The sequence below is a fragment of the Rathayibacter sp. VKM Ac-2857 genome (assembly GCF_013205025.1).
Taxonomy (GTDB): Bacteria; Actinomycetota; Actinomycetes; order Actinomycetales; family Microbacteriaceae; genus Rathayibacter.
The window spans coordinates 210,672-224,917 of sequence record NZ_JABMLE010000002.1 but is presented as its reverse complement, the minus strand read 5'-3'; the positions used below and the strand labels follow the sequence as shown (position 1 = coordinate 224,917).

Below are 14,246 nucleotides of genomic sequence, written 5' to 3'. Positions count from 1 at the left end.
TGCAGACTCGGCTTCTGACGGTGGTGGATCTCGATACGCCCGCTCCGCGGGCTACTCGATCAACATGAGGGGCCCGCTCGGCGGGCTGCTTTCGTGGAGGACCCGTTTCGCGGGCTGCTCTCCATGAAGGGCCCACATCGCGGGCCGCTCCGCCGACGGATCGCCCGTAGCGCGGCCCTGCATGCTGGTCGAGTAGCCCCGCAGGGGCGTATCGAGACCCACCGTGACCAGCAGGGCGGGTCTGCAGACTCGTCTTCTGGTGCCGGTGGATCTCGATACGCCCGCTGCGCGGCCTACTCGATCAGCATGAGGGGCCGGCTTCGCGGCTGCTCGATCAGCAGGAGGGGCCCGCTCCGCGGGTGCGCCGAGTCGGTCGGTGTGTCGGGCCGGGGCGCACGCTATCCTCGTCCGGGATGCGAAGGGTGCTGGTGTGAGCGACGAACAGGTGGACGAGACCGCAGGAGCGACCCGGGACGGGTCCGCGAGCGAGGGGATCCACCTCACCCGGCGCAGCCGGCGGGACGCCGAGTCCGCCGCGCAGGCCCAGCGTCCGGCTCCCCGCACCCGCCCGGTCCCCGTCGCCCCCGTCGCGGTGCGCACGCCCGTCCTCGCGAGCGTCGCGCCGGTCCGCCGCCGCCGGGGTCGCGTCCTGCGCACCACCGTCAGCACCGTCGCCGCCGCCGCGATCGCCGGCATGGTCGCCGTGATGGCGCTGCCCGCCTACTCCTTCGACACGGCCCCCGACTCGCAGGCCGCCGCAGAGGCCGCCGCCCGCATCCAGGCGCTCGGCAACCAGAAGCTCACCGTCGCCTCGACCGCCGTGCAGGAGGAGGTCATCCGCGACTCCTTCACCGCCCCCACGCAGGCGCAGCTCGACGAGGCCGCCGCCCAGGCGCGAGCCCTCGCCGCCGCCGCCGAGAAGGCCGCCGCCGACGCCGCCGCGGCCGCAGCAGCGGCAGCCGCCGAGGAGGCCTCCGGCACCTCGACCGGAGCCGCGACGAGCCGCTCGGCCGGCTCCAGCACCTCCGTCACTCCGCGCGAGGAGGGCGACGACTACCCCTGGCGCGACGCGCTGACCGACGACCAGGGCGGCGGGCTCTCCCCGCTGCGCTACTACTACCGCGAGTGCGTCGACTTCGTCGCCTGGCGCCTCAACCGGGACCAGGGCTCGACGGGCGCGCCGTTCAAGTGGACCTGGGGCAACATGACCCCCGGCGGCGGCAGCGCCTACGCCTGGGCCGGCCAGTGGGCCTCGCACGGCTGGGAGACCAGCAGCACCCCGGTCCCCGGTGCGGTCGCCTGGTTCAACGGCAACCACGTCGCCTACGTCCAGTCGGTCAACGCCGACGGCACCGTCTCGCTCGAGGAGTACAACTGGGGCAACGACCACGCGTACCACGCGCGGACGATCCCGGCCTCGAGCGTCGCGCTCTTCCTCTACCCGCCGAGCTGATGGCGGCCCAGCGCAGAGCCTCGGCCCGCAAGGCCGCCCAGGCCGCGAGCGCGACTGCCGTCGGCTTCGCCGTCGCGCAGTTCGCCCCGACCGACGACCGGGCGGCGAACCTCGCCGTCATCGGCCGCCTCGCCGGCGTCGCCGCGCAGCGCGGCGCGGGTGTCGTCGTCCTGCCCGAGTACAGCTCGTTCTTCGTCGATCCGCTCGGCCCCGAGCTCGTCGCGGCCGGCGAGGCGCTCGACGGCCCGTTCGTGCAGGGGCTCGGCGAGATCGCCCGCGAGCTCGGCGTCCACCTGGTCGCGGGCATGGTCGAGTCGGTCGACGACGGGAAGCGGATCGCCAACACCCTCGTCGCCGTCGAGCCCGGGGGAGCGGTCGTCGCGACCTACCGCAAGCTGCACCTCTACGACGCCTTCGGCCAGACCGAGTCCGACTGGGTCGCGCCCGGCGAGATCGGCGTGCCGCAGACCTTCGAGGTCGGCGGCCTCGTCGTCGGCCTGCAGACCTGCTACGACCTGCGCTTCCCGGAGGTGACCCGCTGGCTCGTCGACGCGGGCGCCGACGTGGTCGCCGCTCCCGCCGAGTGGGTCCGCGGCCCGCTCAAGGAGGCGCACTGGCGCACCCTGGTCACCGCCCGCGCGCTGGAGAACACGATCTACCTCGTCGCCGCCGACCAGACTCCGCCGATCGGCGTGGGAACCAGCATGATCGTCGACCCGATGGGGGTCGAGATCGCGACCCTCGGCGAGGTCGAGGATGTCGCGGTCGCCTGGCTCTCCCAGGAGCGCATCGCCTCGGCGCGGGAGAAGAACCCCGCGCTCGCCCTGCGCCGCTTCGAGGTCCGCCCCGTGCGGGCCGGACGCCGCTCAGCCGTGGCGCGCGAGTCCCGCTAACCGCTCCGCCGCGCTGTCCAGCACCTCGAAGCGCTTGCAGAACGCGAACCGCACGAGCGAGCGGTAGGCGTCCGCGTCCGCCGCGGTGCAGAACGCCGAGACCGGCACCGCGACCACTCCGGCCAGCCCGGGCAGCGCCCGGCAGAAGGCGACCCCGTCGTCCCAGCCGAGCGGAGCGGCGTCCGCGACGACGAAGTACGATCCCGCCGACGGCGACACCGTGAAGCCGGCTGCCGCGAGTCCCGCGGAGAGCACGTCGCGCTTGCGCTCCAGCGTCGCCGCGATGCCGGTGAAGAAGGCGTCCGGCAGCCCGAGGCCGATGGCGACCGCTCCCTGGAACGGCGAGCCGCTGACGTAGGTGAGGAACTGCTTCACTGCGAGCACCGCGGTGATCAGCTCTCGCGGCCCGGTGATCCAGCCGATCTTCCAGCCGGTGGTGCTGAAGGTCTTGCCCGCCGACGACACGGTGAGGGTGCGCTCGCGAGCCCCGGGCAGCGTCGCGATCGGCACGTGGCCGCCGTCGAAGCGCAGGTGCTCGTAGACCTCGTCGGTGACGACCAGCGCGTCGTGCCGGTGCGCCAGCCGCACGATCAGCTCTCGGGTCTCGGCGGGCAGCACCGAGCCGGTCGGGTTGTGCGGGTCGTTCACGAGGATGACGCGAGTGCGGTCGGTGACGGCGGCCGTCAGCTCCTCGTGGTCGACGTGGAAGTCGGTTCCCCGCAGCGGGACCGTGCGGTGCACACCGCCGGCCAGGGCGATCAGCGCACCGTAGGCGTCGTAGTGCGGAGTGAAGGTCACGACCTCGTCGCCGGGCTCGAGGAGCGCGAGCAGTGTCGCCGCGAGCGCCTCCGTGGCGCCGGTCGTCACCAGGACCTCGCCGTCCGGGTCGACCTCGAGACCGTAGAACCGCCGCTGGTGCGCCGAGACGGCCTCGCGCAGCACCGGGAAGCCGGGCCCGGGCGGGTACTGGTTGAGGCCGGCCGAGATCGCCGCGCGCGCCGCCTCGAGCACCTCCTGCGGCCCGTCCTCGTCCGGGAAGCCCTGACCGAGGTTGATCGCCCCGGTCCGCGCGGCGAGCGCGCTCATCTCGCTGAAGACGGTGGCGGCGACCTCGCCGCTCGGGCCGAGAAGGCCGGCGCCGGCGGCGGCGCGGGTCCAGGATCCGGGGATGCTCACCTTGTCAGTCTGGCGGCTGAAGGCGCGCCCGCGCAGCGCGTCCGCTTTGGCGTGCCGCTCGCAGGCCCGTCATAAGGAACGCACAGGTTCGCTGGTCAAGCTATCCCCGCTTGGAAGGAGCACCACCCATGACCGAGAGTCACGACGGTCCTCGTCAGCCGGAGGATCCCCGCACGCCGGAGGATCGCCGCCACGAGGCGAACCAGCCCATCTCCGGCGAGCACACCCCCGGACAGCCCACGTACCCCTCGGGCACCGGAGCGCCGTCGTCGTCCACCGGGCCCACCGAGCCCCTCCCGTCCTACACCTCCAACTCGGCGGAGGGGAACCAGGCGCAGCCGGTTGCGCCGACCCCGCGCTACGGCCAGTTCGCCCCTCCCGCCGCGCACACCGTGCAGAGCACCGAGCAGCCGCCCGTCGGCGAGCAGGGCTCGTTCGGCGGCGGCCAGCCCCCGGTCGGGCCCACCGCGACCAAGCGCCGCGCCGGAGTCGGGGTCGTAGCCGCCCTCGCCATCGGCGCGGTCGTCGGCGGAGTCGCCGGGGCCGGCGTCTTCGGCCTCTGGTCCGCGTCCAACGGAGCCGGCACCCGGGTCGTGTCCTCCAGCGGCTCGCAGACCATCACCGTGAACAACGCCGAGGACGCGACCACCGCGACCGCCGTCGCCGCCAAGGCGACCCCGAGCGTCGTGACCATCGCCGTCGCCGGCAGCTCCTCGTCCGGCACCGGCTCGGGCATCGTGCTCTCCAAGGACGGCTACGTCCTCACCAACACCCACGTCGTGACCCTCGACGGTCAGATCTCCGACGGCGCGGTCACCGTGACCACCTCGGACGGCCGCATCTTCACCGCGACCATCGTCGGCACCGACCCGACCCTCGATCTCGCCGTGATCAAGCTGGCCGACGCGACCGACCTGGTGCCGATGACCTTCGCCGACTCGTCCGAGGTCAACGTCGGCGACACCGCCGTCGCGATCGGCGCGCCGCTCGGCCTCTCCGGCACCGTCACCGACGGCATCGTGAGCGCGCTCAACCGGAGCATCCAGGTCGCCTCCTCCGCCGCCCCCGACGACTCGGGCGACAGCTCGAGCGGCAGCACCGAGAGCCCGTTCAACTTCGACATCCCCGGCCAGACCCAGCAGACGCCGGCGACCAGCACCATCTCGCTGCCCGTCATCCAGACGGACGCGGCGATCAACCCCGGCAACTCGGGCGGCGCGCTGCTCGACAGCGACGGCGAGCTGATCGGCGTCAACGTGGCGATCGCGAGCGCGGGGCAGTCCTCGAGCTCGAGCGGGCAGTCCGGCAACATCGGCGTCGGCTTCGCGATCCCGAGCGCGATCGCCGAGCGCGTCGCGAAGGAGATCATCGCGAACGGCTCCGCCACGCACGGCCTCCTCGGCGCGAGCGTCTCGGACTCCACCCAGGACGTCCTCGGCGCGAAGATCCAGGAGGTGACCAGCGGCGGAGCCGCGCAGGCCGCCGGCCTGGCCGCAGGCGACATCGTCACCGGAGTGGCCGGGACGCCCATCACGAGCGCCTCCGACCTCACGGCCCAGGTGCGCGCGCAGGCCGCGGGCGCCGACGTCACGATGACCTACGTGCGCAGCGGCAAGACCTTCGAGATCGACGTCACGCTGGGCACCATGGCCACCAGCTGACCGTCGCACCACCGAGAAGCAGCCCCCGGGGATCCGTCCTCGGGGGCTGCTCCGCGTCCGCGGGGCGGCGTGCGGCCCGCTGGTAGTGTGGGGCGCCCGCGTCCGGCCAGGACGCCCGGCCCCGCCTCACGAACTGGACCCATGCAGCCCGAGACCCCGACGGACGACCTCCCCGATCTGCCCGGCGTCTCCTACGTGATGCCCGTGCTCAACGAGGTCACCCACGTGCGGGCGGCGGTCGACTCCCTGCTGGCCCAGGACTACACCGGGCCGTTCGACGTCGTCCTCGCGCTGGCGCCGAGCATCGACGGCACCGAGCAGCTCGTCGCCGAGCTCAGCGCGGCCGACGAGCGGATCCGCGTGGTGGCCAACTCCGTCGGCTCGACTCCCGCCGGGCTGAACGCGGCGATCCGCGCGTCGCGGCACCCGGTCGTCGTCCGCGTCGACGCGCACTCGGTCCTCCCGCCGGACTACGCGCGGATCGCAGTCGAGGCGCTGCAGCGCTCGGGCGCCGCGAACGTCGGGGGAGTGATGGCGGCCGAGGGGCTGACGCCGTTCCAGCGCGCCGTCGCCCGCGCCTACGGCTCGCGGATCGGCCTCGGCGGCACCCCGCACCACGTCGGCGGCGAGGAGGGCCCGGCCGACACCGTCTACCTCGGCGTCTTCCGCCGCTCCGCCCTCGAGCGTGCAGGCCTCTTCGACGAGCGCTTCAAGCGCGGCCAGGACTGGGAGCTGAACCGCCGGCTGCGCGAGGCGGGCGGCCTCGTCTGGTTCACCCCGCGGCTCACCGTCACCTACCGCCCCCGGCCGTCGATGCGGGCGCTGCTGCGGCAGTTCCTCTCCACCGGGATGTGGCGCGGGGAGCTGACCCGGCTGTTCCCGGCCTCGCGCTCCGTCCGCTACTTCGCACCCCCCGTCCTCGTGGCGCTTCTCGCCCTCGGCGTGCTCCTGGGGATCGCCGGAGCTGTGCAGGCGCTGCTCGGTGCGGCGCCCTGGCTGCTGCTCGGCCTCGTCGTCCCGGTCGGCTACCTGCTGCTGGTCGCGGCGGCGACCGTCGCCGTGGCGCGCGCCGACGGACCGCGCGCGATGCTGTGGTTCCTCGTCGTGATCCCCTCGATCCACGTCGCGTGGGGCACCGGCTTCGTGCTCGGCTTCGCGGGCTTCACCAGCAACATCGCGGCGCACCGCCACCACCCCGCGGCCGACCCCGCCGCCGACTCCGCGAGGGACGCATGACCAGCACCGCCAGACCGCGATCGATCGCCGAGCTCCGCGCCGTCGCCCAGCCGCCCGAGGTCCGCGGGCGCCGGAACGCCGAGCACTGGACCGCCTCGCTCTACCTGCGCCGCTTCTCGCCGTACCTGACGATGCTGCTGCTGCGCACCTCGATCTCGGCGAACGGCGTGACCGGGCTGATGATCCTGGTCGGCTGGAGCGCCGCCGCCGCGCTGCTGATCCCGGGGATCGCTGGCGCCGCCCTCGCGCTGATCCTCGGGCAGCTGCAAATGCTCGTGGACTGCTGCGACGGCGAGGTCGCGCGCTGGCGCCGGACCTCGTCGCCCGCCGGCGTCTTCCTGGACAAGGTCGGCCACTACACGACCGAGTCGCTGATCCCGATCGCGCTCGGGCTGCGCGCCGCGGGCCTCCCCTTCGACGCTCCCGAGGACTTCCTTTGGACGACGATCGGCCTCGCTCTGGCGCTGGTGATCGTGCTGAACAAGGCGCTCAACGACATGGTGCACGTCGCCCGGGCGAACGCCGGGCTGACGAAGCTCGCCGATACGAAGGGGGAGGCGACGCCGTCCTCCTCCGCGCTCGCCCGCCTGCGCCGCGCCGCGCGGTTCCTGCCGTTCCACCGGCTCTACCACTCGGTCGAGCTGACCATGCTGGCCTTCGCCGCGAGCCTGGTCGGGCTGCTGGTGGGCGCCGGCACCGCCGATCGCGTGCTCGTCTCGGCGCTGCTCCCGCTCGCGCTCCTCGCGCTCGTCGGGCACTTCGTCGCGATCATGGCGTCCAAGCGTGTCCGCTCCTGAGCCGGGCGCGATGCCGCGGGTCGGCGTCGTCGTCCTGACCCAGGGCACGCGCCCCGACGACCTCGCGGCCGGGCTCGCCAGCGTCCTCGCGCAGGAGGGCGTCGAGCTCGACGTCGTCTGCGTCGGCAACGGCTGGGTGCCCGAGGGACTGCCCGAGGGCGTCCGCGCGCTCGCGCTGCCGGAGAACCTCGGCATCCCGGCCGGCCGCAACGCCGGTGTTCCGTCCGTCGCGGGGGAGTACCTGTTCTTCCTCGACGACGACGCGCGCGTGCCCTCCCCGAGCTTCCTCCGCGACGCGATCGCGCTGCTCGCCTCGCCGCGCCGGATCGGGATGGTGCAGCCGCGCGTGGACAGCGTCGACGGCACGCCCGCGCCCCGGCGCTGGACCCCGCGCATCCTCAAGGGCGACCCGCGCCGCTCCGGACCGGTCTTCTCGGTCTGGGAGGGCGCGGTGGTGCTGCGGCGCGACGTCTTCGAGCAGACCGGCGGCTGGGCCGCTCCCTTCTTCTACGCGCACGAGGGCATCGAACTGGCCTGGCGGGTCTGGGACACCGGCCGCAGCACCTGGTACGCGGGCGAGCTCGTCGCGCAGCACCCGGTGATCCAGCAGACCCGGCACGCCGACTACTACCGCCTCAACGCCCGCAACCGGGTGTGGCTCGCCCGCCGCTCGCTGCCGGCTCCGCTCGCGCTCGCCTACGTCGCCTCGTGGACCGCGATCCAGTGCCTGCGCTGGCGGAGCGACCGCCCGGCACTGCGGGCCTGGTTCGCCGGCTGGCGCGAGGGCTGGACCGCCGACCCGGGGGAGCGCCGCATTCTGGCAGGTCGGACGCTGCTGCGCATGACGGTCGCCGGGCGTCCCCCGATCGTCTAGCATCGGGGAATCCGCCCCCCGCCGGGCGGAAGCCCTTCGGAAGGACGACGGTGTTCGATTCGACGCAGCTCCCCTCTGCGCTGCCCGGTTCTGTGCTGCCCGGTGCAGTGCAGGACGAGCCGGTGCCCCTGCCTGGCGACCTCATCGCGGTGGTCCGCTCGCGGGTCGACGCCCTCGGCGGCGCGGTCGCCGATCCGGAGGTCCAGACCCGACTCGATGCGCGCCTCCCGCGGCTGGTCGACCTGCTCTCCGCGGTCTACGCCCGACGCGACGACCTCGTCGAGCAGATCGTCGCCCTGGTCGAGCTCGCCGCGACCTCGTGGCAGGAGCGCCCGGAGGACCTCCGCGCGCTCGACCGCGCCCGCGGCCAGCACCCGGACTGGTTCCTCTCGAACAAGGCGCTCGGCGGCGTCTGCTATGTCGACCGCTTCGCCGGCGACCTCGCGGGGCTGCGCGCCGAGATCCCCTACTTCCGCCAGATCGGGCTCAACTACCTGCACCTGATGCCGGTCTTCGACGCGCCGGAGGGGGAGTCGGACGGCGGCTACGCGGTGTCCAGCTACCGCCGCGTGCGCCCGGACCTCGGCGACATGGACGACCTGCGCCGGCTCGCGGCCGAGCTGCGCGAGCACGGCATCGCGCTGGTCGTCGACTTCGTCTTCAACCACACCTCGAACGAGCACGAGTGGGCGCAGAAGGCGCTCGCGGGCGAGCAGCGCTTCGAGGACTACTACTGGATCTACCCGGACCGCGAGCAGCCGGACGCCTTCGAGCGCACCACCCGCGAGATCTTCCCCGACGACCACCCCGGCTCGTTCGTGCAGCTCGAGGACGGCCGCTGGGTGTGGGCGACCTTCCACCGCTACCAGTGGGACCTCAACTACTCGAACCCCGAGGTCTTCCGCGCCATGGCCGGCGAGATGCTCTTCCTCGCCAACCAGGGCGTCGACGCGCTGCGGATGGACGCGGTCGCCTTCATCTGGAAGGAGCTCGGCACCACCTGCGAGTCGCAGCCCGAGGCGCACCTGCTGCTCCGTGCGTTCAACGAGGTCTGCCGGCTCGCGGCGCCGTCGCTGCTCTTCAAGTCCGAGGCGATCGTGCACCCCGACGAGGTGATCGAGTACATCGACCTCGAGGAGTGCCAGCTCTCCTACAATCCGCTGCAGATGGCCCTGACCTGGGAGGCGCTCGCGACGCGCGACGTCCGGCTGCTCGCCCAGGCGCTCGAGCGGCGCCACGCGCTGCCGGCCGGCACGGCGTGGGTCAACTACGTCCGCGGGCACGACGACATCGGCTGGACCTTCGCCGACGAGGACGCGGCCGAGCTCGGCATCGACGCGGCCGGGCACCGTCGCTTCCTCAACGACTTCTACACCGACCGCTTCGAGGGGACCTTCGCCCGGGGCGTGCCGTTCCAGGAGAACCCGCGCACGGGCGACCGGCGGGTGTCCGGCACGACCGCGTCGCTCGCGGGCGTCGAGGCCGGCGACCCGTACGGGATCGACCGGGTGCTGCTCGCGCACTCGATCGCGCTCAGCACCGGCGGTCTGCCGCTGCTCTACCTCGGAGACGAGGTGGGACAGCTGAACGACCACGGCTATCTGGACGATCCGAGCACCGCGGGCGACTCCCGCTGGGTGAACCGCCCGCGGCGGCCCGCGGAGCGCTACGCCGAGCGCGAGACCCCGGGGGCCGATGCGGCCGAGATCTTCGGCGGGCTCCTGCACCTCATCGCGGTGCGCAAGCGGACCGACCTCTTCGCGGGGAACGCCCTCACCGTCTTCGACGCGGTGAACGACCACGTCCTCGGCTACCAGCGCCCCGGCGACGGCGAGGCGGTGCTCGTCCTGGCGAACGTCTCGGACGAGGCGCAGGAGATCGCGCCCGAGCGCTTCGGCGGCTTCGCGCCGGCGGCGCTCGACCTGGTCACCGAGATCGCCGTCGACCTCCGCGAGGGCTTCCGCCTCGCCCCCCTGCAGTTCGTCTGGCTCCGGGTCACCCCGGTGCCCCACAAGCTGGACGAGTAGCCCCGGAGGGGCGTATCGAGACCCGCCGTCCTCAGCAGGGTGGGTCTGCAGACTGGTCTTCTGACGCCGGTCGATCTCGATACGCCCGCTGCGCGGGCTACTCGATCAGCATGGATCTCCTTGGAAGAGACGCCGCACACATGCTGGTCGAGTAGCCCCGGAGGGGCGTATCGAGACCCGCCGTCCTCAGCAGGGTGGGTCTGCAGACTCGTCTTCTGACGCCGGTCGATCTACCTGGAAGAAACGCCCGCACACATGCTGGTCGAGTAGCCCCGGAGGGGCGTATCGAGACCCGCCCTCGTCTGCACGGCGGTCTGCAGACTCGTCTTCCGACGTCGGTGGATCTCGATACGCCCGCTGCGCGGGCTACTCGATCAGCATGCTGTCCGCTCTGCGGGCTCCTCGATCAGCAGACAGAACCCCGGCTTGTAGCCTGGACGGATGACTCCCGCCCCCCGCGCCGTCCTCTCCCGTCTGCTCCGGGATGCGACGCTGGCGCGCGGAGTGGCCCGCGACCTGCTCATCGCCCGGCGCGCTCGCCGCGACGTCGCCCGCGAGCTCGCCGAGCGCGCACCGCTGACGCCCGGCCTCTTCGAGATCGGCGTCTACTTCGCCGACGGCGACATCAACCTCTACCAGCTGCGCCAGTGGTACGCCCCGCTGCAGGAGCTCGCGAAGACCCACCCCGTCGTGATCCTCTCCCGGAACGCATCCGCGACCCGGGCGCTGCTGCGCGAGAGCCCGGTCCCGGTCGCGCACGTGCGCTCCGTCGCCGACCTCGAGACCGCCATCGACGAGCAGCCGCTCCGCGTCGTCCTCTACGTCAACCAGAACGCGCGCAACTTCCAGATGATGCGCTACGGACGCCGCTGGCACGTCTTCGTCAACCACGGCGAGAGCGACAAGATGTACATGACGACCAACCAGTTCAAGGCGTACGACTACAGCTTCGTCGCCGGCGACGCCGCGCTCGCGCGCCTGCGCCGCGTACTCTGGGACTTCGACTTCGACAAGCGCGCGATCGCCATCGGCCGCCCGCAGGCGGACCACGTCTCGGGCCGCACCCCGTACCCCGCGGACGAGCGCCGGGTCGTGCTCTACGCCCCCACCTGGGAGGGCGACCGCCCGGCCGCCGGCTACGGCTCGGTCCGAACCCACGGCGTCGCGCTGACCCGCGCCCTGCTCGCCGATCGCCGCTACCGCCTCGTCTACCGGCCGCACCCGCGCAGCGGCGCCGTCGATCCGGCCTACGGGGCCGCCGACCGCGAGATCGTCGCCCTGATCGCGGCGGCGAACGCGGCGGACCCGAGCGCCCGGCACGTGCACGACACCTCCGCCGAGCTCGGCTGGCAGCTCACCGCCGACGTCGCGGTGCTCGACGTCTCGGCCATGGTCTACGACCGGCTCGCGACCGGCCGCCCACTGCTGGTGACGCGGCCGACCAGCTCGCTGGCCGAGGTCGACGAGTCCGGCTACCTGGGCGACGCGGAGTGGCTCCGCGCCGAGGACGCGGGCGCGGTCGTCACGCGGCTCGAGAGCGTCGAGCACGACGACGCGGCCGTCGAGCGGCTCGAGCGCTGGGTCGCGCACTACTTCGGTGACACGAGCCCCGGAGCCGCGACCGCCCGCTTCCACGCGGCCGTCGAGCAGCTGCTCGGCGAGTGGGACCGGCACGCCGAGCTGCACCGCGACGACCCGGCCGTCGACGAGCACGATCCCGAGCGCTGAGCACCCGGCGAGCGCCCCCGCCGCGGCTCCTCGTCAAGCCTTCCCGGGCGGCGCGGGCGGCCGTCCGCGCCCCGCTACGCTCGACGCATGATCACCCCGCGCGCCTTCGCCCGCTCTCGCCGGCGTGCCGCCGCGCCCGCCCAGCCCGCGGTGGAGCCCGACATCGTGGTGTCGAGCGACCCCGAGCGGCCGCAGTTCACCATCCGCTCGTTCCGCATCGGCCTCTTCGGCGGCCTCGGCGTGCTGGTGGCGCTCGTGGTCGGCGGACTGGTCGTCTCGCTGAGCACGGTGCTGACCTACGTCTTCGTCGCGCTGTTCTTCGCGCTCGGCCTCGACCCGCTCGTCTCCTGGCTGGAGAGCAAGAAGATCCCGCGCGCCCTGGCGATCACGATCGTGCTGGCCTCGGTGCTGCTGATCTTCGCCGGGCTGCTCCTCTACATCATCCCGATCCTGATCGAGCAGCTCACGATCTTCGTGACCAGCGCTCCCCGGATCGTCTCCGACATCGCCTCGCAGCCGTGGGTGCTCGACCTGGAGCGGCAGCTCAGCGGCGTCGTCGACGTCGACTCGCTCATCGGCAACGTGCAGAGCTTCATCGGCAACCCGGACAACCTGCTCTCGCTCGGCGGCGGCATCCTCGCGGTCGGCAGCGGCATCGCGAGCGGCGTGACCGGCGCGATCATCGTGCTGATCCTCACCCTCTACTTCCTCGCCTCGCTGCGCTCGATGAAGTCGGTCGCGTACCGCTTCGCACCCGCCTCCCACCGCCCGAAGGCGCGCGAGGTCGGCGAGGAGATCACCGGCGCGGTCGGCCGCTACGTCGTGGGCCAGGTCTCGCTCGCAGCCGTCAACGGCGTGCTGACCTTCATCCTGCTGCTGATCATCGGCGGCCCGGTGCCGGCGCTGCTGGCCTGCGTGGCCTTCCTCGGGTCGCTGATCCCGCTCGTCGGGACGATCTCGGGCGCCGTCATCATCTCGCTCGCCTGCCTGCTCGCGTCGCCGGTGACGGCGCTGGTCGCGGCGATCTACTACCTCGTCTACATGCAGGTCGAGGCGTACATCCTCAGCCCGCGGATCATGAACCGCGCAGTGTCCGTGCCGGGTGCGGTCGTCGTCATCGCGGCCGTCGCGGGCGGGACGCTCGCGGGGGTACTGGGGGCGCTCGTGGCGATCCCGGTGGCGGCGTCGGTGATCATCGTGGTGCAGAAGGTCGTGTTCCCGAGGCAGGACACGAAGTAGGGTCCACTTCGGCGCGTCGCTGCGCGACGGCGCGGGTACGGCTCGGGGCGCGTCACTGCGTGACGGCGCGGGTGCGGTACCTCGCCGCGGCTCCTTCCCGCGCGCCTGCGGCGCGCCCGCCAGACCCGAGCCAGGAGCCGCGACGAGGCACCGCACCCGCTCCTCGTGCTCGGCGGGGGGCCCCAGCATGCTGGTCGAGTAGCCCCGGAGGGGCGTATCGAGACCCGGCGATGTCAGCAGGGCAGGTCTGCAGACTCGCCTGCTGACTCGGGTGGATCTCGATACGCCCGCTGCGCGGGCTACTCGATCAGCAGGGGGGGGCGGCCCTTCATGCTGGTCGAGTAGCCCCGGAGGGGCGTATCGAGACCCGCCGTCGTCGACCGGGCGGGTCTGCGGACTCGTCCCCTGATGCAGGCGCGGGGTCAGCGGAAGGGCGGCACCGTGCTGTCGACCGCGCGGGTGAAGGCGGTCGCGGACGCCGGGAGCTCGGGCGCGGAGCCGGGGGCGGGGACCGGGGCGAGGGTGCGGGTGACCAGGGGGACGGTGCCGGCCCAGACGCCCGGAGTCTGGTCGGCGTCGTCGGAGGGGCCGGCGGCGCGGATCTTGAGGCTGGCCTCGGCGAGGGGGAGGCAGAGGACGAGGGTGGCCGCGATCTCGCGGGCGGTGCTCGGGCGGGTCTCGGCGGGGCGGCCGGGCAGGAAGCGCTCGGTGAGCAGGTCGAGGGCGCGGGCCTTGCCGGGGCCCTCGACGGCCTCGGCGCGGCCGAGGATCATCGCGGAGCGGTAGTTCATCGAGCTGTCGAAGGCGGAGCGGGCGACGACGAGGCCGTCGACCAGGGTCACGGCGACGGTGAGCAGGGAGCCGCGGGCGGCCTCGCGCAGGAGCCCGCCGCCGCTCGAGCCGTGCAGCAGCAGGTCGTCGCCGTCGCGGGCGAAGAGGATCGGCAGCACGATGGCGGCGCCGTCGCGGACGACGGCGACGTGCGCGATCAGCGCTTCGTCCAGCAGGGCGTCGAGGGCGCCGCGGTCGACGACCTGGCGGTCGCGGAGCCGGGTGACGCGGGTGCGGTCGGTGGTGTCGAGGGTGTCCATGCTCTGAGCATCGCGGGCGAGCTGGATCTGCGAGAATGCCAGGGAGCCACGGGTCGAGTGGTCCAGAGTGG

11 protein-coding genes are annotated in these 14,246 nt (G+C 73.2%); 9 read left to right on the top strand and 2 right to left on the bottom strand.

Annotated elements, in window-relative coordinates; translation table 11 throughout:
• Positions 1-430: 430 nt before the first annotated feature.
• Both HQQ86_RS08570 and HQQ86_RS08565 read left to right on the top strand, forming a co-directional pair.
• The gene (locus HQQ86_RS08570; protein WP_173287723.1) at positions 431-1,453 is read left to right on the top strand and encodes a CHAP domain-containing protein; all 1,023 of its coding nucleotides are present in this window, start codon (positions 431-433) and stop codon (positions 1,451-1,453) included.
• The gene (locus HQQ86_RS08565) at positions 1,453-2,346 is read left to right on the top strand and encodes a carbon-nitrogen hydrolase family protein (protein WP_173287722.1); all 894 of its coding nucleotides are present in this window, start codon (positions 1,453-1,455) and stop codon (positions 2,344-2,346) included. The genes HQQ86_RS08570 and HQQ86_RS08565 overlap by 1 nt, the downstream gene beginning before the upstream one ends.
• Here the strand turns inward: HQQ86_RS08565 and HQQ86_RS08560 are convergent.
• Positions 2,320-3,522, bottom strand: coding sequence for a pyridoxal phosphate-dependent aminotransferase (locus HQQ86_RS08560; protein ID WP_173287721.1), 1,203 nt, complete (start codon positions 3,520-3,522; stop codon positions 2,320-2,322). The genes HQQ86_RS08565 and HQQ86_RS08560 overlap by 27 nt on opposite strands.
• Before the next feature lie 128 nt (positions 3,523-3,650).
• Here HQQ86_RS08560 and HQQ86_RS08555 point away from each other — a divergent pair, with 128 nt between their 5' ends.
• The 7 genes from HQQ86_RS08555 (at position 3,651) to HQQ86_RS08525 (ending at position 13,084) form a co-directional block, all read left to right on the top strand.
• Positions 3,651-5,183: a S1C family serine protease gene (locus HQQ86_RS08555; protein ID WP_173287720.1), complete on the top strand. Its 1,533-nt coding sequence runs from the start codon at positions 3,651-3,653 to the stop codon at positions 5,181-5,183.
• A gap of 141 nt (positions 5,184-5,324) precedes the next feature.
• A complete protein-coding gene (locus tag HQQ86_RS08550) occupies positions 5,325-6,419 on the top strand; it encodes a glycosyltransferase family 2 protein (RefSeq protein WP_173287719.1) in 1,095 nt (364 codons plus the stop codon).
• Positions 6,416-7,216, top strand: a complete 801-nt coding sequence (locus tag HQQ86_RS08545) for a CDP-alcohol phosphatidyltransferase family protein (protein WP_173287718.1) — start codon at positions 6,416-6,418, stop codon at positions 7,214-7,216. Before HQQ86_RS08550 ends, HQQ86_RS08545 begins: the two co-directional genes overlap by 4 nt.
• Before the next feature lie 10 nt (positions 7,217-7,226).
• Positions 7,227-8,090, top strand: coding sequence for a glycosyltransferase family 2 protein (locus HQQ86_RS08540; protein ID WP_173288731.1), 864 nt, complete (start codon positions 7,227-7,229; stop codon positions 8,088-8,090).
• A gap of 122 nt (positions 8,091-8,212) precedes the next feature.
• Complete coding sequence (locus tag HQQ86_RS08535) at positions 8,213-10,117, top strand: amylosucrase (protein ID WP_173287717.1); 1,905 nt, start codon at positions 8,213-8,215, stop codon at positions 10,115-10,117.
• 441 nt (positions 10,118-10,558) lie between these two features.
• The gene (locus tag HQQ86_RS08530) at positions 10,559-11,845 is read left to right on the top strand and encodes a CDP-glycerol glycerophosphotransferase family protein (RefSeq protein WP_254071979.1); all 1,287 of its coding nucleotides are present in this window, start codon (positions 10,559-10,561) and stop codon (positions 11,843-11,845) included.
• An 87-nt stretch (positions 11,846-11,932) separates the two neighbouring features.
• The gene (locus HQQ86_RS08525) at positions 11,933-13,084 is read left to right on the top strand and encodes an AI-2E family transporter (RefSeq protein ID WP_173287716.1); all 1,152 of its coding nucleotides are present in this window, start codon (positions 11,933-11,935) and stop codon (positions 13,082-13,084) included.
• 422 nt (positions 13,085-13,506) lie between these two features.
• On the opposite strand, the gene HQQ86_RS08520 is transcribed toward HQQ86_RS08525, so the two are convergent.
• Entirely contained in the window at positions 13,507-14,175 is a 669-nt protein-coding gene (locus HQQ86_RS08520) for a pyridoxamine 5'-phosphate oxidase family protein (RefSeq protein ID WP_173287715.1), read from the bottom strand.
• Positions 14,176-14,246 lie beyond the last annotated feature (71 nt).